The sequence below is a fragment of the Sporosarcina limicola genome (assembly GCF_014873855.1).
Classification (GTDB): domain Bacteria; phylum Bacillota; class Bacilli; order Bacillales_A; family Planococcaceae; genus Sporosarcina; species Sporosarcina limicola.
In genome coordinates this window covers 59876-78847 of sequence record NZ_JADBEL010000014.1, presented here as the reverse complement: position 1 = coordinate 78847, position 18972 = coordinate 59876, and the positions used below count along the sequence as shown (strand labels likewise).

The following is an 18972-nucleotide window of genomic DNA, read 5'->3' as shown; positions in this document are numbered from 1 at the left end:
TTTCATATGAAAACAATTATAATTATAAGGTATAGTATTCCCGAGTCAACACAATTCTTTCTGGATGAAATTACTTTTTGGAAATTGAATTAGTGCACGCGAAAATAGTCACTGAAATAGTAGTATTTCAGTGACTATTTTCGGAATTTTATACAGTTAATTTGGAAGTGGATTTTCTTTCAACAAGTGATGGAAGTAAGGTTAGGCGCCTTTTTTCCTTGACCTCACCGGTTATCATAGAAATCATTATATCCATTACTTCCTTTCCCATATTTTGAATCGGTTGGGAAATTGTTGTTAAAGGAGGCTCAATAATTGTTGCAAGAATTGTATTATCGAATCCAATAACAGATAGATCTTCAGGTACACTCATTCCAACCTCTTTACCTCCTTGAATGACACCTGCTGCCAATAAATCATTGCATGCAAAAATAGCGGTCGGGGGATGGGGTGCATCTAAATATTTACGTGTCATGTATTTGCCTGCTTCAATATGATTAATTTCTTTTATGAATTCGAAATCAGGCGTAAATTCAAGCTTATTTTCTTCCAATGCCTGCTTAAAACCTCGAAGTCTTTCCCTGTTACTCCATACGTCACGAGCAATAACTCCGATGTTTTTATGCCCAAGTTCTATTAAGTGAGATGCAGCTAAATAGCCGCCCATAAAATCATCAAGAGCTACGGTGTTAACATAAAACATTGGAGAATCACGAGCGACAATTGCGACGGGGATATCTTCCTTTACTAATTCCTCGATTTTATCCAGGTTTTCAAAACCAGAGGCTATGATGAAACCATCTACACTCTTTCTTTTTAAAAGTGTAATGTATTTATTTTCTTTCTCTTGTATATAATCGGTGCTGCACATGACAAGATTGTAACCAAACTCATGTCCGCGATCCTCGATACTTCGTGCCAATTCCGAAAAAAATGGGTTTGCGATATCCGGAATTAGTAGACCAATTGTTTTCGTGCGTTTCCCCATTAAAGCTGATGCCATCATGTTAGGCTGGTAATTTAGCGCTACTATGACTTCCTGAACTTTTCGTTTCGTTTTCTCGCTAATATGACCTTTATTGTTGATGACCTTTGAAACGGTAGCAATTGAAACTTTTGCTTCTTTCGCTACATCATAGATTGTTGTTCTCATTCATAGTTTCCTCACTTTCAATTTGTATGTTTATAATTGTTTGATGAAAATAAAAATTAAAAAATATGTTGATTTTTCGAATCTTTTCTAATAGAATAAAAACATCGAAACTATCAACATTAGTTGAAGCGCTTAACCTTATTTTTATGGCGAGGTTATTGTGTTGAGGGAAAGTTGTATCCATTGCGATTTTCATGGTACGATTAGTGGAATTCGTAGCGTATGTAAAGGTGATTATCTTTGAACTATATGTGATTGGCAGACCAAAATCAATAGCTAATGTTTTGCTTGTTATGGTTTATCAGTACGGACATTTAAGTAAGCGCTTTACTCATTATTTATTTAAAATCCCTTATTCGGTGAATTTTTCCTTAATTTCTTTTAGGTAAGCGCTTTAATATCTTATAGACAAAAATGGGAGGTGCAGTCAATGAAAGCGCTTTATAAAACAAAACTTGGATTTGGTAACGTTGATCTATTAGCTGTTGATGAACCGATATGTCCTCCGGATAAAGTGAAAGTAGAAGTTAAATATACGGGTATTTGTGGCACGGATTTACACATTTATCATGATACGTTTAAAAGTTACCCACCTGTCATTATGGGGCATGAATTTTCTGGCATCGTTGCTGAAGTTGGTGCCAATGTAAAAAAGGTGAAATTGGGTGACAGAGTCACTGTTCTTGGTTCAACAGCCATTACTTGCGGAACATGTACCTACTGTAAAACAGGCTATTACATGTTTTGCCCTGAACGTCGCGGAATGGGTCATGGAATAGATGGCAGTTTCACGAAATACTCGGTTGTTCGGGAAGATATGATCTACACTATTCCTGATAACGTGAGTTTGGAAGAAGCAGCATTATCCGAACCTCTCGCTTGTGCTGTTCAGGCAATTGAAGAATTGACTACCATTCATGTGGGTGACACCGTTTTACTCTCTGGTCCAGGTCCTATCGGTTTGATCTGTTTATCACTACTAGCTGTAAAGGGCTGTAAAGTAATTGTGGCTGGTACATCCGCGGATGCAACTCGTTTAGAAATAGCGAAAGAACTAGGAGCAGCTGTTGTTGTTAATGTTTCAGAAGTTGATTTGCAAGAGATAGTAATGAAAGAAACAAATGGCCTTGGCGTCGATGTAACGGTTGAATGTGCAGGGGCCGGACCATCAATCAATAGCTGTTTGCAAGCTCTCAGACAACTGGGGAAACATATCCAAGTGGGAATTGTCGGCAAAGAAATCACGATGAATTATGATTTCATTTTATACAAGCAAATTCAGTTATTTGGTTCTCTTGCACACTCAATGAAAACGTGGGACAGAGTCATTCAAATATTGGAGCAGCAAAAGGTTGATCTCAAGCCTATTATTACACACAAACTTCCGTTAACTGAATGGAAGGCGGCCTTCGATATGTGTGAACAACAAGAATGTGGGAAAGTCCTGCTAAGTCATGAATAGGGAAAAGTGGGTTTATATAAACAGGACTTAGGTACGATTTGGAAGGAGATTATCTTATGAAAAATGTAATTGTTTTAAATAGGGGGAAAGAGGAGAATTCCTTACCGAGTAAAATGAAAGTTGCTTACTTACAGGGACCTTCAGAAGTGAGTGTGGGACAAGAAGATGTTCCAGAAGTGAGTGGTAAAGATGTATTAATCAAAGTCATGGCAGTCGGGATTTGTGGTTCAGATATCCACTATTATACGCACGGTCGTATTGGGCAAAGAATGGTGCAATATCCGCATATTCAAGGACATGAATGTGCAGGAGTCGTAGTTGCTACAGGTAGTCAAGTAACCCGATTTAAGGTGGGGGATAGGGTGGCGATTGAGCCTGGTGTGACCTGCCAAGCTTGTCGATGGTGTAAAGAGGGGAGATACAATCTTTGTCCGGATGTACAGTTCCTCTCCACGCCACCAGTCAAAGGCGCATTTGTTCAATACTTAAAACATAGAGAAGACTTTCTCTTTCCAATAGCTGATACCTTATCGTTCGAAAATGCCACACTAGCAGAACCGCTGTCAGTCGGTTTGCATGCTGTCAGGCGAGGGGGATTACAACCTGGTGCAAGTGTTGTGATATCTGGAATGGGCCCTGTTGGATTAATGACAGTTATAGCCGCAAAAGCATTCGGTGCAAAAGAGATAATTGTTAGTGACATGGAGCCTTTAAGACTTGAGATTGCAAGAAAATTGGGTGCGACGAAAACCATCCATATTGCAACAGCCAATCTTGCTGAAGCAGTTGAAAAATCGACATTCGGGTTAGGCGTTGACATGGTACTTGAGACCTCTGGAAACGTTAAAGCGTTGCAGTCGTCGATTGAATTGACCAAAAGAGGCGGCACTATCGTTGTAATCGGTTTTCCCGCAAAAGAAGAAGTTCCACTGAATGTGACATTGATGTTGCAAAAGGAAATCGACTTATGTTCCGTCTATCGCTACACAAACACGTATCCACTCGCTATCAGCATCTTGGAGTCTTTAGGCAACCAAGTGGGGCATGTAATCACGGACAGATACGCAATTGATGAGATTCAAGAGGCGATGAATCAAGCCGCCAATAATCAAAGCGGTAGCTTGAAAGTAATGGTTTTTCCAAATTAAGATTTCAAGGTAGTGTATCAAGTGATGCCGTTCAAAAATACGGGTAACAATAAAAAATTAGGGGGATTTCAGATGAAGAAATTATTCAAACTAACTGCTTTATTGGCAGTACTTACACTAGCATTGGTAGGTTGTGGAGGAAAAGATGCGTCGGATGATAAGAAACCGGCGACTGGAAGCGCTTCATCAGATAAGCAAGTAGTTCTTGATTTAAGTATTCCAGAGCCAGAGGGAGCAAAATTTGACGTTACTGCAAAAGCAATCAAGGAAGAGTTGGAGCGTTTAACAGATAATAAGATGAGCATTAAAATTCACTATAATAATTCTTTAGGTGGAGAAAGAGAAGTATTTGAATTGATGGGATTGGGTTCATTGGACATGACTGTTCAATCCGCAGGACCAATGGGCAATTGGGTCAAAGAGTTCAATATGTTTGATTTACCATTCTTATTTGATAGTAGGGAACATGCACATGCAGTTTTAGATGGAGAAATTGGGGATGAACTAGCTAATAAATTTGAAACAGAAGCAAATGTCAAAGTGCTAGGCTGGGTTGAAAATGGATTTGTGTCAACTTCATCAAATAATGCAATTAACACTGTCGACGACGTGAAAGGCTTGAAAATCCGTGTTCAGGAAAATGAATTGCAAATTGACGCATGGAATGCTTATGGTGCTGACGCAACGCCGATGGCTTGGACAGAAGTATTCACAGGTTTACAACAAGGTGTAATCGGTGGGCATTCGAATTCATTGGCGACGATTCAAACATCTAAAATTTATGAAGTGCAAAGCCATGTTGCTTTGTTAGGGGATCGATATTCTCCAGGACCGATTGCGATAAGCAAAATAACTCTTGACAAACTTACTCCAGAACAGCAAGAGGCGGTTATAAAAGCTGTCGAGTATGCCGAGCCAATCGGTAGACAAGCAAACGAAGATAAAATCAATGAGGCGTCTAAATTCTTAAAAGAACAAGGAATCATCTTGACAGAACCGGATAAAGAATCCTTTAAAGCTAAAACTGAATCAGTCTACGAAAAATGGGCTCCACAAATTGGACAAGAAGTGATTGACAAAGTGAGAAACTTCAAATACTAAAATTAATTAAATGAAAGGAACTGTCTCGAAAGTTTATTTTTTGACAGGCGAGACAGCCCATTTCTATTGAAAACTGATTAGATTAAGGGGACCATTTGGGATTACCAATCCTTAATTAGGGAGTTGAAACAATGAAAAACATAGCACGAAATTATATCCGATTAAACGATATCCTGAATAAAATTTTTGGCTATGTCCTAGCTCTTGTTATGGCATTTATGACCGTTATCATTTTTTGGCAAGTGTTTTCCCGATATGTGGCGGGTTCGTCCTTGTCCTGGTCAGAAGAATTATCTCGTTTTTTAATGATTTTTATGGTGTTGATAGGCTCTTCTCTAGCACTTCGTGATGGGAAATTGATTGCCGTTGATATTGTGCAAGATTCATTGAAGGGGAAAGTGAGGAAATGGGTTAAGGTCATAACTCATTTAATCTCTATTGTTTTCTACATTATCTTGTTTGTTTATGGTCTAAATGTAGCAGAAAAATTTGGTAATCAAGTTGCTCCAGGAACGCATATTTCCATGTATTTTATTTATCTTTCTTTACCTATAGGGGGACTATTACTTCTGATAAATGCAATTACATGTATTTTGGAAGAATTTATAGGCAAAGAAGAAGTCATAGAAAAAAAGGAGTGAAAAAATGTTACTAGTCTTTTTTATTTCCCTCTTTGTACTGATATTTTTAGGTGTACCGATTGCCTTTTCACTTGGATTATCAACAGTTTTAGGTGTGTTAATGCATGAAACATTACCGTTGGAAATAATTCCGCAGAGGATTTTTGTATCGCTAAACTCATTCCCGTTAATGGCTATTCCCTTCTTTATTCTTGCAGGGAATTTGATGGGAGCCGGTGGGATATCAAAAAGGTTGGTTACCTTTGCGAGTTCACTGGTGGGTCACTTTACCGGAGGCTTAGCTATGGTTGCGATTGTGACGTCCATGTTTTTTGCTGCGATTTCAGGATCCGGAGCTGCCACAACGGCAGCAATCGGTTCAATCCTTATTCCAGCCATGGTTGCAAGAGGATACCATGTAGAGTATGCCGCCGCCAATCAGGCAGTTGCGGGTGCTCTCGGAATCATCATTCCACCAAGTATTGCAATGATTTTATACGGAGTTGCAGCCGAAGTTTCCATAGGTGACCTTTTTGTAGCAGGTATTCTCCCAGGACTGCTCATTACATTTTCTCTTTTGGTGAGTGCTTTGATTATTGCGAAGCGTCGTGGCTATGTTGGAGAAGAACGAAAAAGTGTTCCAGAGGTTTTCGATGCATTTAAGAAAGCCATATTAGCTATATTAATGCCGATTATTGTGCTTGGTGGTATCTATTCTGGTATCTTTACTCCGACAGAAGCATCTGTTGTCGCCGTAGTGTATTCCTTTGTCGTTGGCTTCGTTATTTACCGAGAGATTAGCTTTCCGGAGTTAGTTGAAGCATTGAAAGGTTCCGCCATTAGTAGCTCTATTATTATGATTGTTATTGGTACAGCTGGATTATTCGGCTTCTATATTGGAATTACGGGCGTTCCGGATATGATTTATAACGCAATATCCGAAGTCATTACAAATAAATATACATTCCTTATTGTTGTGAATATCATCTTATTCCTAGCGGGTATGTTCCTCGATGGGGGAGCGGCGATTCTTATTTTTGTTCCACTCTTGTTAGGGACTGCGGTTAGTTTAGGAATTGATCCTGTCCATTTTGGGGTCATAATGGTTTGTAATTTAGCCGTAGGATTGGTAACACCACCAGTCGGGATCGATTTGTTTGTTGTTTCCCAACTGACTAAGCTATCCATTGTACGAATAGCAAAAGCAGTGATTCCGTTGGTACTCATCTTTATTCTTGATGTGATAATTATTACGTTCGTCCCGCAACTTTCAACGTGGTTGCCATCGCTACTTAAATAGCGTGGCAACATTTAAATTTTCAAAAGAATGAAGATGCATTTATGTGCAAACATCTCTGTTCTTTTAACTTGTGAGTTAAGCGCTTAACTCTTTATTACCTGAAATAATTGCAGTGAAATTAAAGTATTGGAGGAATTTAAAATGAGTCAATCGCTAACTACAGAAAAACTAACTCTTTTAAAGAAAAAATCATCGGAAGCAAGACGCCTTATTATTGAAACAGTTCACCATGCGGGGGCCGGACATATTGGTGGGCCAATGTCAGCCACCGACCTCATTGTCAATTTGTATTTCAATGAAATGAAGATTGATCCAGAGAATCCACGTTCAAATGAGCGTGATCGATTTGTTTTATCAAAGGGACATTCAGCAGTTGGGTTGTACTCTGTACTCGCACTACGAGGCTATTGTCCGGTTGAAGAATTGAAAACATTCGATACACTCAATTCTAGGTTACAGGCACATCCCGATATGAATAGTTTACCAGGGCTTGATATGTCTACGGGTTCACTTGGACAGGGAATTTCAGCAGCAGTCGGGATTGCGCTTGGTGGGAAATTGCAGGGGCAGGATTTCCGCACATTTTGTATGATTGGTGACGGAGAGATGCAGGAAGGCCAAGTATGGGAAGCAGCGGATGTAGCTTCTAAATATAAATTAGACAATCTTGTTGCCATACTGGACTATAACAAACTACAGCAATTTGGTTGGAATGGTGAAGATGGGAAGCGGGAAATTCCAGTCATGGAACCTGAAAAACGTTGGGAAGCTTTCGGTTGGCATGTAATTAGCATTGATGGCCATAACCATGAGGAAATTACCGAAGCTTTCATTGAGGAGAGCAAAGTAAAAGGAAAGCCGACCATGATTATTGCAAACACGGTAAAAGGAAAAGGCGTCACATTCATGGAAAATGCATATTTATGGCATTCACGTATTCCAACAGATGAAGAGCTAACTAAAGCAGTACAAGAAATTGAAATGGGGGTTTAAGAAATGACTACGATACTATCTAAAGAAAAAGTTGCAATGAGAGATATATTTGGAGAAACGTTGCTAAAGTTATCTGTTGAAGATGCCGCTGTTTATGCTCTTGACGGTGATTTAGCAAACTCTACAAAAGTGGATATGGTGGCTGTAAATAATCCAGATAAATTTTTGCAGATGGGGATTGCGGAGCAAAATATGATGAGCGTAGCGGCGGGGCTTGCGACAACGGGTTTACAGCCATGGGTAACTACTTTTGCCGCATTTCTTTCTAAACGGGCAATCGATCAGATTCAAGTACAGATTGCACAACCTAAGTTAAACGTCAAAATGATTGGGGCATATAGCGGCCTTTTGACGGGATTAACAGGAAAGACTCATCAGGCATTAGAGGATATTGCTATTTTCCGAACGATAGCGAATGTAGTTGTGCTTGCTCCAGCTGATAGTGTTGAAGTTAAAAAGATGATGGAATTCGCCCATAAGTATGAAGGGCCGGTATACATTCGTCTAGCCCGTGATCCGTATCCAAACATTTTTTCGGATGATTATAATTTTGAATTAGGAAAAGCGGTGACACTAAAAAAAGGAAAAGATATCACAATCATTTCCACAGGGACACAAACAGTCCGTTCGCTTGAAGCCGCTGAACAACTAGAATCAGAGGGAATTTCAGTAGCAGTTGTTCATATGCCAACCATCAAACCGTTGGATAAGGAAGCTATTATTCAAGCTGCTGAAGCAACTGGTGTTATTGTCACAGCTGAAGAACATAGTATTTATGGCGGACTTGGTAGTGCGGTGGCGGAAGTACTTGTCGAAGAAAGACCTGTTCCGATGCTTCGTGTAGGCGTTAGGGATCGTAACTCAGAGTCGGGTCCGAATGATGAAATGTTGGAGAAATATGAAATTTCCCCTAGTCATATCGTCAAAGCTGTTAAAGAAGCATTGAAGAAAAAAAGCGATTTAAAGATGGGGGAATAAAAAATGCAGAGCAATGTTATAAAAAAGAAGATTTTAATTAATGATCAATGGGTTGAAACGGATGAAACACATAAAATATATAATAAATATACGGGTGAATTATTTTCGGAAGTTAGTGTTGCTAATGAGGAATTGGTAAATCAAGCTGTTGAAGCAGCAGTGTATGCACATAAGCGTACACCATTTGCACCTGATTACCGCTACGACGTATTAATGCGCGTATCCGAACTGTTGCGTGAAAATAGCGATGAGTTTGCCCGTATTATCGCAGAAGAAGGCGGCAAACCCATTACAGATGCGAAAGTTGAAGTGAGCCGTTCCGCGTCAACATTTCAAATCGCGGCAGATGAAACAAAAAAACTCGTTGGAGAAATTATCCCGAATTATAATGTTCAGGGTCGTTTCCTCTATACAGTGAAAAAACCAGTCGGAGTTGTAGTGGCGATTACACCTTTCAATTTCCCATTGAATCTGGTCGTGCATAAAGTTGCTCCGGCACTTGCAGCAGGAAATCCAGTAATTATTAAGCCTGCATCTGAAACAGCGACGATTGCCATTAAACTATGCGAATTGCTTGAGAAAGCAGGCGTACCAAAAGGGTATGTACAATGTGTAGTTGGTAGTGGAGGTGTAGTTGGTGAACAGCTCCTACAAGATGAGCGGGTTGCTCATTATACGTTTACAGGTTCGCCAGCGATTGGTAGGCATATTCAAAAGACAATTGGTTTAAGAAAAGCAACTTTAGAGCTCGGTTCAAACTCCGCTACCATTGTACATAGCGATGGGGATGTTGAAAAGGCTGCTGCAAAACTGGCTAAAATGGCTTTTGCACATGCTGGTCAAATTTGTATATCAGTTCAACGTATTTACGTGCAACAATCCGTTAAAGAACAGTTTCTTGAGAAGTTTTTACATGAAGTGTCCCTGTTGAAAGTGGGTGACCCACTAAATCCTGAGACAAATGTCGGTCCGATGATTAACGAAAAAGAAGCGAAACGCATTGAGCAATGGGTAATAGAAGCAAAAGAAGCTGGGGCTGAAATTTTAACTGGAGGAAGACGCGAAGGAAGTGTGTTCTATCCTACTGTATTAATGAACGTGAAAAAAGGAATGAAAGTATCGGATGAGGAAGTATTTGCACCCGTAGTTACTGTATCGGGATATGAAACCATTGAAGAAGCAATCGAACTTGTTAATGATTCGAAATATGGACTACAAGCAGGTGTTTATACATCAGATTTGAATTTATCTTATAAAATCCCCTATTTGCTTGACGTAGGTGGTGTTATTATTAATGATACATGCTGCTTCAGGGCAGATCAGATGCCATATGGCGGTGTGAAAGACAGTGGTAACGGCAAAGAAGGCCCGGCATATGCCATTCAGGAGCTTGTTGAAACCGTGACAGTTGTTGTGAACTTGGAAGGGTAACTTTATAAATTGAACAAAAGAATCTTCCCAACAACGCTCGGCGCTTGGGGATGCCTCCCGCGATAAGCCTAATAGAAAATCACTATTAGTCTTATCGCTACGGCTACCCCAGTAAGGCGCCTTCGCTGGAGATTACGGATAAATCATAAGTTCAACTTATATAGATAAAATAGTTTATCAAAAAAATGAAAGAGTTGATCATTATGAAGACGTTTAAAGTGGCGGTTATTCCGGGTGACGGAATTGGTCCAGAAGTAATTGAAGAAGGCGTTAAAGTAATGAAAAAGATCGCGCAACTGGATGGAAGAATGCAATTTGAATTTACGTATTTTCCTTGGGGTTGTGAGTATTATGTAGAACATGGAAAAATGATGGCGGACGATGGAATTGAACAGCTAAAATCTTTTGACGCAATTTACCTTGGTGCAGTTGGTTACCCAGGCGTTCCTGATCATATTTCGCTATGGGGTTTGCTACTGCGAATTAGGAAAGAATTTGACCAATATGTCAACATCCGCCCTATTACATTGCTAAACGGAGCACCTTGTCCGATTATTGGCGGAAGTAAGGAAACGATTGATATGCTATTCATCCGTGAAAATAGTGAAGGCGAATATGCAGGGGCTGGAGATTGGCTTTTTAAAGGGAAACCTGAAGAAGTTGTCTTACAGACGGGTGTCTTTTCTCGTAAAGGAACAGAACGAATCATCCGCTACGCTTATGAAATTGCAGCGGAATCCGGCAAAACGTTAACGAGCATTAGTAAAGCGAACGCGCTAAATTATTCGATGGTATTTTGGGATGAAGTGTTTGAAGAAGTGGGGAACGAATATCCGAACGTTTCAACCTATTCCTACCTTGTCGATGCAGCAGCGATGTATATGATTAAAGATCCTGCACGCTTTGAAGTGGTTGTAACATCAAACTTATTTGGTGATATTTTAACAGATATTGGTGCAGCATTAGCGGGCGGAATGGGTCTTGCGGCAGGAGCAAATATTAACCCTGAAAGAGTCTATCCATCGATGTTTGAACCAATCCATGGTTCAGCTCCTGACATTGCTGGAAAAGGGATTGCGAACCCACTTGCTGCACTTTGGTCGGCAAGTCAGATGTTTGACTTTTTCGGCTATGAAGATATCGGAGAACAGCTATTAGTGGCCATTGAAAAAGTTTTGGAAGAAAAAACTGTACTCACTCCTGATCTTGGAGGAAATTCTTCTACTACAGAAATTGGGGATCGAGTAGTTGAATTAGTAAGCGCACTAATAGAATCAGCACGTTAAGATAGCATAATTAAAAAAAGGCGTCTCTCAAACCATCTTCTGGTTGAGGGGCGCTTCTTTGGATTCACATTATTAAGCGTTGTCTGGTGTGAAAACCCGTTGACCAAGTTCTTTTTCATAAAGGAACAGTGCATTCTTATCTTCACCGATGCGTTTCAAATATTCGATGTGTGTATCAATGGATGCTTCTTCTTCTACTTGTTCATCCAAGAACCATTTTAAAAATGAAATCGTCGCATGTTCTTTTTCTTCCCAAGCCAAGTCAGTTAGCAAGTAGAAGTTTTTTGTTACTGATTTTTCTTGTTGTAATGCGGATTCGAACGTATCTAAAACGGATTTGAAATCTGTTTTGGGTTCTGTGATGGATGAAAATTTCGCATGGACTCCACGGTTATTTAAGTATTGGTAAATTTTCATGCCGTGAAACCGTTCTTCTTCAGCTTGTTGAAGGTAAAAGTTTGCAAAACCTCCGTAGTTGTTGTGTTCGCAATAAGCGCCCATTGCTAAATAAGCCTGTGCAGCGTCGAATTCATTGTTCATTTGTCGATTGAGTGCATCTGCGATCTTTGAACTTAACATATGATCGTCTCCTTTTATTATCTCTCTGTTGTTATTTTATCTTATTTTTAGGTAGGAAGCACGTAATAAGTTTGTGCTGATGGACGGGTGGTTGGACCCCTACTAATTGTAGACACTTTATTTACTTGTCAAGGTGGTTTACACTAATAGAAAGTTTAATCGGAAATTTGTTATCTAGGAAAGAAGGGAAATTGATATGTACGAACAAAAAACGAAGGAAACAGACAACGACGTCATTGAATTTATTGAAGATGTGGATAACCCTAAGAAACGTGCAGATGCCTATAAATTATTAGCTATTTTTGAAGAGACAACGGGCTACGAAGCAAAAATGTGGGGGCCAAGTATAATTGGTTTTGGAACGTATCATTATGTATACCAAACGGGCCATGAAGGTGATGCACCATTAGTAGGCTTCTCACCGCGTAAAGCAAAAATCAGTTTGTATTTTGCAACGGGTGATACTGAACGCGAGGAAATACTTGCGAGATTTGGGAAGCATACCACTGGGAAAGCGTGTGTGTATATTAACAAAGTAGATGATGTTGACACGGATGTATTAAGAGAATTAATCACCCAATCGGTAACATTTTTGCAGACACTTTATCCGGATAGTTGAATGCGTGGAATAACAGTAATGAGAGTGAATCAATAGACTAAGGTTTATAATTAGTTCGGAAGGGTATATATTTTAGTAGTCTACTAAAAAAGGATGTGTGTTTGATGAAATGGTTTATAGGTATTCTTGTTAATGCTGCAATTTTTCTTATTCTTTCATGGTTAATCCCTAGTTTCGTTGTATCGAGTATAGGAACTGCGATTATTGCCAGTATTATTTTAGCAATTGTAAATATGCTCGTTCGGCCGATTTTAATCTTCTTTACATTGCCAGCGACAATTGTAACGCTCGGTTTCTTTATATTCGTCATTAACGCAGCAATGCTATTATTAACGGATAAATTTATGGGTGACGGATTTGTCATTGAAGGTTTCGGAACGGCATTATTAATCGCAATTTTAATGTCGATATTAAATGTGATGATTAATTCGATCATTTTAGAGCCAATGCGCGATAAAAGAAAATAAGCTGACGGTAGCTCTAAGTAGATAGTTGTACATGAAAATGAGTATCATTCCTCTTAATTTGTTCATCCTAACAAAAAGGAGGTGTGATACTATGGCTCAAGAAATTCTCTGTGAAGTGAACAACTGTAAGTTTTGGGATCCTGGAAACAAATGCAACGCGAAATCCATTTATGTTGTTAGTCAGAAAGGCAAACAGGCAAACAGTAGTGAAGAAACGGATTGTAAAACATTTGGTCCAAAGGATTGAATCAATTTGAAGTATTTATGACTTCTTCGAGCCTTGGTGTCATCCGAAAGAAATCACTTTGTGATTGAAAAAACGCCTTCCGCGACTAATCATCGTAGAAGGCGTTTTTTTATTCAAATTTATTCCATTTGCAACGCTACGAGGAACAGCCACTACATGAGCTACAGCTACTTCCTGAATCGGAATCCCCTCCACCAGAAGAAGTACCGGCATCCGTTCCCACTTCAAATCCATTCACATCGGTGATGATTTCTTTCCATTCTTCATCTTGATAAGAGGTAGTTGCAAAGCTTCCAGATCCATCTGAATAAGTAGTGCTGTACTCTTTTTTAATTTCCTCATAGACTATGTTACATCCATATAACGAAAACAATGCAGTGCCATACCAATAGCCGTCTGATCGCTGAACACGATTCGCTTGAATTCCGTCTGTTTGCATCAATTGCTTCCTAGCAAATTTCAGAAAGGCAGTCAACGTAAGAACGGATGCTGCATTGGATGAATGTCTTCCAAATGACTTACAGATCCCCTCAGAATCATTCAATATATGCGCTGTCCACTTTGCATGTTCTTTCTTGTTCTGTATAAATTCACCCCACAGATACGTGTGAGAGGTAACATTAAAAAAAGATAGATATAACAAGTCAAACCAAGCACGTTCATTCGGAAGATGTTTTGGCGTTTCATGAGGGTGATGTTTAATTTGTTCACCAATGAAATCTATACAAAATCCATTGTACAGCTCTTTTTCTTCTAAAAAGAAGTGCCATAACTCGTCTACCTCTCTAGAAAACATCGGAAGTCCTTTCGAGATACCCGCTAAAAAAAGAAACTTTTTGAGCTCATACCATCGCTCTCGCAGTTCACTATTTGTTAGGTTGCGCTTCACTTGCTTCATTCGCTCATTCACTGTTTTCTCAAATTTACCAGACCAAGCACGATTAAATTGTTGGAAAAGTCGCTTCGTTTCTAGGTCTGCATAAGGCGGAGCAGTCAATTTCTTTGAATAGAAGTATTTTCGACCCATCACTCGATAAATTAATTTGGCACCTAAACTAATGCTCATCGTAATAAGAACAACAGCTCCAAAATACAAAAATATTTCCATTCTCTCTTCCTCCTTACATAATGCAACTGGACTTATTATGAATTAATCACGACCTTTTTCATAAAGTAATTTTACCACAAATTCTTTGTTTCCATTTAATTGCGGTAATATCATTGTCTTGCATGCCAAGTGACATGCTTCTGGTTTTCAAGAGTTTCCTATTTTCCAATAAATGAAAATCTATGCTAGTAGCTAGAATAAGAAGGAATGTAAATACCACTAATTAGACAAAATTTAGTAACTCCTCGCGTTGACACATGTGTCGGAGTCAGTTAATATTGCTCATGAGGCTATTTTTTTTGGCCAAACTCGACACATATGTCGGAATAAGAGGTGGGAAATTGTTTACATTCATCAATAAACTAACAGCAGCTGCAAGTAGTAAAAAAGGTGCGAAATGGACTGTCCTTATTTGGATTCTCTTAGCTATTGCAGTAAGCGGACTTTCATCAGGTGCAAAAGATTATGCTACGAGTATTAATAATACCGGGCTTCCAGATGATGCCGAATCAATGGTTGCCGAGAATAAATTACAAATACACTTTAAAGGAGAGATTGGGGTCCCTGCAATCCTAGTCTTTCATAATGAAAACGGATTAACAGACCAGGATTTAAAACAGATTGATGGAATCAATGAAAAATTAGAGACAGCTTCGTTAACTGGTGTGAAAGAAGTTATTCCTGTCTATGAATTTAGTGAAGAACTTAAATCTACTTTTATATCTAAGAATAAAACTACATTCATATTACCCGTTAACTTAAAAGATGGACTTGAACGAAAAGTAATCAACACAACAATTAAAGACATCAACAGTATTGCTAATAAAGAGTTAAAAGAGAACAAAGACCTCGAATTAAAAATCACAGGTCCAGCGGGTATCGTCTCGGATATGATCGCCATATTTGCGAGTGCTGACCTTGTTTTATTATTAGGGACAGTCGGCTTAATCTTTGTCATCTTAATTGTCATTTACCGCTCCCCAATTATTGCCCTTGTTCCATTATTAGGTGCGGGTCTTATTTATCAAGTTGTTGACCGGGTAATTGGCATGTTTGGCAAGAATGGGATGGGAATTGAAAGTCAATCGGTATCCATTATGTCGATTCTTCTTTTAGCAGTGATTACCGATTATGCTTTATTCATCGTTTCTCGATTTAGAGAGGAATTACGGTTACATGAGGATAAACATAAAGCGATGACACTTGCAATGGAGAAAGTAAGCGAGCCAATTTTCTTTAGCGGCACAACAGTGATTGCCGCAATGCTCGTACTCTTTGCAGCAGTATTTGAGCCGTATCGCAACTTTGCACCAGTGTTCTCGATTGCGCTCGTTTTTATTTTACTAGGTGGCTTAACCTTATTACCTGCCCTATTTGTGCTCTTTGGTCGTAAATCATTTTGGCCATATATCCCCAAATTAGGGTCCGCTGAAAAGATGAAACCTGGCTTTTGGGACAAACTTGCCGCAACTGTCACAAAACGACCAATAATAAGTGGCTCTGTCGTTGCCATCCTTTTAATTATTGTGTCATTAAATGTCACCACGAATGAATATTCTTTTAACCTGATTAAATCTTTTCCAGAAGATATGGAATCAAGACAAGGATTCGAAGTACTTGAGAAGAACTTTGCTCCCGGTGAATTAGCGATGACAACGGTAATTGTTGAGGGGAAAGATAAACTAAATGTTGAACACCTGGCGAATCTCAGAAAAGAAATTCTTGCAAAAGAGGGCGTGGAAAATGTCACACCAGACTTATCCAACCCTGATATAGCAGCGTTTGGTAAAGGATTCTGGTTAACAGATGATGAGAAAACAGCAAAGTTAAGTATCGTTTTTACTGGTAATCCTTATGATGTAGAAACTATGGATCACTTAAACGTTTTGCGTGACAATGACGAAAAGCTACTCTCAAAAGCGGGATTTGAACAAACGAGCTTGTATTTTGCAGGCGAAACGGCGAAACAAGCTGACACAAGAGCCGTCAATGACCGTGATACAGTAGTTGTTGTCATTGCAATTACGTTACTTATTACCATTCTACTTGGTTTTCAATCGCAGTCACTCATTGCACCAATCTATATGATGGCAACAATTATTTTATCTTACTTTGCCGCATTAGGATTTAGTATCTTTATGTTCAAAAATGTATTTAACTACGATGCGATGAGTTATCGGATTCCACTGTATTCGTTTATTTTCCTAGTCGCATTGGGTGTCGACTATAATATAATGCTTATTTCTCGCATTAAGGAAGAAGCGAAAAAACACCCAATTAAGAAAGCAGTTGAATTAGGATTGGCCCGTACAGGTGGTGTCATTTCATCAGCAGGTATTATTTTAGCCGCAACGTTTGCCGTGCTCATGACCCAACCAATCCTTGAGCTATTTATGTTCGGTTTCACAGTCGCTGTTGGTGTATTAATCGATACATTCTTAGTTCGAACAATTTTAGTACCAGCGCTAATGGTGAAATTGGATAAATGGGCTCTTTGGCCGCAAAAAGTGACATCATCGAAATGAGATCACTATTAGAAAGAAGACTGAGTCTATCCATCAGTCTTCTTTTTTTTATAAAAACTTATCGATTTCTTTATAGGTGGGGATAATGTGTTATATTAAGAGTAAATTCTATTTTAGGTGATAAAAAATGAAGCGGAAAAAATTAGAACGGCCAGAACTCATGAGAGTAACTGAAAAATTACTCCTAGAACAAGGTTATGGAGGGTTTAACTTTTCAGCATTATCAACATTACTGGAAATTGGTAGAAGTACATTATATGAATATTACGCATCAAAAGATGATCTTATTGCCGATTACATGAATGAATTAATGGTGAACTATACAGATGAGCTATCGACAATTGTTGCACATAAAGATGCGAAGGAACAATTGCTCAAACTGATTGAATTAATGATCAAATATACACATATTCATAGTATTCTTAGGATTATTCCATTATTGCAAAGTGATTCTGATGTGGTGACAAAGATGAAGCAAACATTTATTGAAGATCATTTGCATATCATCAAAAAGATCATAGATATTGTTGAAAATGGAAAACAAGCAAATGTTATTAGAGAAGAAATTCCAACCGATGTTTTGGTGAATCTTTTGTTTAATACAATTAATAAACCAACTTCATTAAAAATGGATAATCAAGCATGGGCGAAATGGGTTTGGGAGATTATTTATATTGGGATTGAGCCTAAAGGTAATTGAGGAACTAACCCCCTTCCAAATCCCTATTACCTCCATTTTCATTGCTGGCGGTAATACGCATCAATAGGCACAAATAACCCGACATTTCCATGGGTTTCATGCTCTAACGTAGCGAACACAACGCCGATTACCTGCCCCTTACGATCTAGTACGGGGCTACCGCTATTTCCTCGATAGACAGGCGCCTTTATCATCATGACAGGTTCTTCCCAATCCTTTAACTTGATAGATTCAATAATTGTCCCTTCATTCGCGATGCTTGTAAAGCTTAACGGATTACCGATAAAATAAATGGGTTCGTTGTCCTCATAGGCCGGTTGTTTAGCAAGTTCCAAATAGGGCAAGTCTTCACCATTTATTTCTAATACAGCAAGATCGACCGCTGGATAGGTATGTACTACTTTGGCGGTAAAACGCCCTTCATCTGGAAACGTGACCATTACCTTATCGTTCCCTTCGATGACATGATAGTTTGTGAGAATGGTTCCATCACTCGAAATGGAAAATCCTGTTCCTTTACTATCTTTGGTCAATATAACGACAACGGATTTTTTATAAGAAGCAATATCAGTTTGCGACGACAATCGCGCAGAAGTTTTTAAAAATTCAATGGCTGGGATTGAATAAACTTCAAAAATCACCGCAAATGTATTGACGACCATCACGATCGAAATCAGCCAAAACAACCATTTTGGAAACGGGCGCTTCTTTTTTTGACTTCTTTTTTCTTGTGCTTCTTTAGAAAGAGCTTCACGTTGCGCCTCTAACACAAGGTCTTGTAGTTCATCGTCATCGATATCTTCTATAAAATGAACCTGCTGTTTTTCATTTGGATTCATATGTCCTCACCCCAACTTTAATACTACTAATGCTATTGTTTATTATACACAATAGAATGAAAGCGGGGTTTACCTTTAGTCCTGTGCAGCTTAAAAAAACGAAATGATAAATTAGGTACTCCAATTTGAAGAGTGTTTCCTAAGAGGATAACGTGCTGTTTGTCAAATTAAGTATAGATTCTGTTCTACCTGTAGACTATAGGCATATAGTCTGGAACGGGGTGGCCGTATGAATTCGGATAATAAAAATTTGTCTAAAGCTTGAATAACGGTCAGTTGAAGGGAGAAAATTATATGGCTGAAAATAAAAAAGAGTTAGAAAAAATAAAAAAGTACCAACAGAAAATAAGTAGAGACATGCTCCGTGAAGCACTTCTTCAGGAGTCTCTAAAAGACAACCATGACCTGTTGTGACG

General features: G+C 38.9%; 18 protein-coding genes. 14 read left to right on the top strand and 4 right to left on the bottom strand.

What is annotated here, in order from left to right; genetic code table 11:
• Positions 1-148: 148 nt before the first annotated feature.
• Positions 149-1153 (bottom strand): LacI family DNA-binding transcriptional regulator, encoded by a 1005-nt coding sequence (locus tag H4683_RS12980; protein WP_192599250.1) that lies wholly within the window; start codon positions 1151-1153, stop codon positions 149-151.
• Between the two features lie 430 nt (positions 1154-1583).
• Between H4683_RS12980 and H4683_RS12975 the strand changes: the two genes are divergently transcribed.
• From H4683_RS12975 to H4683_RS12935, 9 genes are all read left to right on the top strand, one after another.
• On the top strand, positions 1584-2615 hold the full coding sequence (locus H4683_RS12975) for a zinc-dependent alcohol dehydrogenase (RefSeq protein ID WP_192599249.1): 1032 nt from the start codon (positions 1584-1586) through the stop codon (positions 2613-2615).
• A 56-nt stretch (positions 2616-2671) separates the two neighbouring features.
• Entirely contained in the window at positions 2672-3763 is a 1092-nt protein-coding gene (locus H4683_RS12970) for an NAD(P)-dependent alcohol dehydrogenase (protein ID WP_192599248.1), read from the top strand.
• Between the two features lie 72 nt (positions 3764-3835).
• Positions 3836-4864, top strand: coding sequence for a TRAP transporter substrate-binding protein DctP (dctP, locus tag H4683_RS12965; protein WP_192599247.1), 1029 nt, complete (start codon positions 3836-3838; stop codon positions 4862-4864).
• Positions 4865-4995: 131 nt separating this feature from the next.
• Positions 4996-5505 (top strand): TRAP transporter small permease, encoded by a 510-nt coding sequence (locus tag H4683_RS12960; RefSeq protein ID WP_192599246.1) that lies wholly within the window; start codon positions 4996-4998, stop codon positions 5503-5505.
• A 4-nt stretch (positions 5506-5509) separates the two neighbouring features.
• The gene (locus H4683_RS12955; RefSeq protein WP_192599245.1) at positions 5510-6784 is read left to right on the top strand and encodes a TRAP transporter large permease; all 1275 of its coding nucleotides are present in this window, start codon (positions 5510-5512) and stop codon (positions 6782-6784) included.
• A 141-nt stretch (positions 6785-6925) separates the two neighbouring features.
• On the top strand, positions 6926-7777 hold the full coding sequence (locus H4683_RS12950) for a transketolase (protein ID WP_192599244.1): 852 nt from the start codon (positions 6926-6928) through the stop codon (positions 7775-7777).
• A 3-nt stretch (positions 7778-7780) separates the two neighbouring features.
• Positions 7781-8755 (top strand): transketolase family protein, encoded by a 975-nt coding sequence (locus H4683_RS12945; protein WP_192599243.1) that lies wholly within the window; start codon positions 7781-7783, stop codon positions 8753-8755.
• A 3-nt stretch (positions 8756-8758) separates the two neighbouring features.
• Positions 8759-10186, top strand: coding sequence for an aldehyde dehydrogenase family protein (locus H4683_RS12940; protein ID WP_192599242.1), 1428 nt, complete (start codon positions 8759-8761; stop codon positions 10184-10186).
• A gap of 203 nt (positions 10187-10389) precedes the next feature.
• The gene (locus H4683_RS12935; RefSeq protein WP_225942078.1) at positions 10390-11472 is read left to right on the top strand and encodes a tartrate dehydrogenase; all 1083 of its coding nucleotides are present in this window, start codon (positions 10390-10392) and stop codon (positions 11470-11472) included.
• A gap of 72 nt (positions 11473-11544) precedes the next feature.
• Here the strand turns inward: H4683_RS12935 and H4683_RS12930 are convergent, their stop codons facing one another.
• Positions 11545-12051, bottom strand: coding sequence for a ferritin (locus H4683_RS12930; RefSeq protein WP_192599241.1), 507 nt, complete (start codon positions 12049-12051; stop codon positions 11545-11547).
• 196 nt (positions 12052-12247) lie between these two features.
• Between H4683_RS12930 and H4683_RS12925 the strand changes: the two genes are divergently transcribed.
• The 3 genes from H4683_RS12925 (at position 12248) to H4683_RS12915 (ending at position 13384) form a co-directional block, all read left to right on the top strand.
• Complete coding sequence (locus tag H4683_RS12925) at positions 12248-12670, top strand: DUF1801 domain-containing protein (RefSeq protein WP_192599240.1); 423 nt, start codon at positions 12248-12250, stop codon at positions 12668-12670.
• Between the two features lie 101 nt (positions 12671-12771).
• Positions 12772-13137 carry a phage holin family protein gene (locus H4683_RS12920; RefSeq protein ID WP_225942077.1) on the top strand — a complete coding sequence of 122 codons (366 nt, stop codon included), beginning with the start codon at positions 12772-12774 and terminating at the stop codon, positions 13135-13137.
• A 91-nt stretch (positions 13138-13228) separates the two neighbouring features.
• On the top strand, positions 13229-13384 hold the full coding sequence (locus H4683_RS12915; RefSeq protein ID WP_192599238.1) for a DUF1540 domain-containing protein: 156 nt from the start codon (positions 13229-13231) through the stop codon (positions 13382-13384).
• A 136-nt stretch (positions 13385-13520) separates the two neighbouring features.
• Here H4683_RS12915 and H4683_RS12910 read toward each other — a convergent pair whose 3' ends face one another.
• On the bottom strand, positions 13521-14492 hold the full coding sequence (locus tag H4683_RS12910) for a hypothetical protein (protein ID WP_192599237.1): 972 nt from the start codon (positions 14490-14492) through the stop codon (positions 13521-13523).
• A gap of 299 nt (positions 14493-14791) precedes the next feature.
• Here H4683_RS12910 and H4683_RS12905 point away from each other — a divergent pair, with 299 nt between their 5' ends.
• Entirely contained in the window at positions 14792-17017 is a 2226-nt protein-coding gene (locus H4683_RS12905) for an MMPL family transporter (protein ID WP_225942076.1), read from the top strand.
• 127 nt (positions 17018-17144) lie between these two features.
• Positions 17145-17717 carry a TetR/AcrR family transcriptional regulator gene (locus H4683_RS12900; RefSeq protein ID WP_192599236.1) on the top strand — a complete coding sequence of 191 codons (573 nt, stop codon included), beginning with the start codon at positions 17145-17147 and terminating at the stop codon, positions 17715-17717.
• A gap of 38 nt (positions 17718-17755) precedes the next feature.
• Here the strand turns inward: H4683_RS12900 and H4683_RS12895 are convergent, their stop codons facing one another.
• Positions 17756-18556: a S1C family serine protease gene (locus H4683_RS12895; RefSeq protein ID WP_192599235.1), complete on the bottom strand. Its 801-nt coding sequence runs from the start codon at positions 18554-18556 to the stop codon at positions 17756-17758.
• Between the last annotated feature and the right edge of the window lie 416 nt (positions 18557-18972).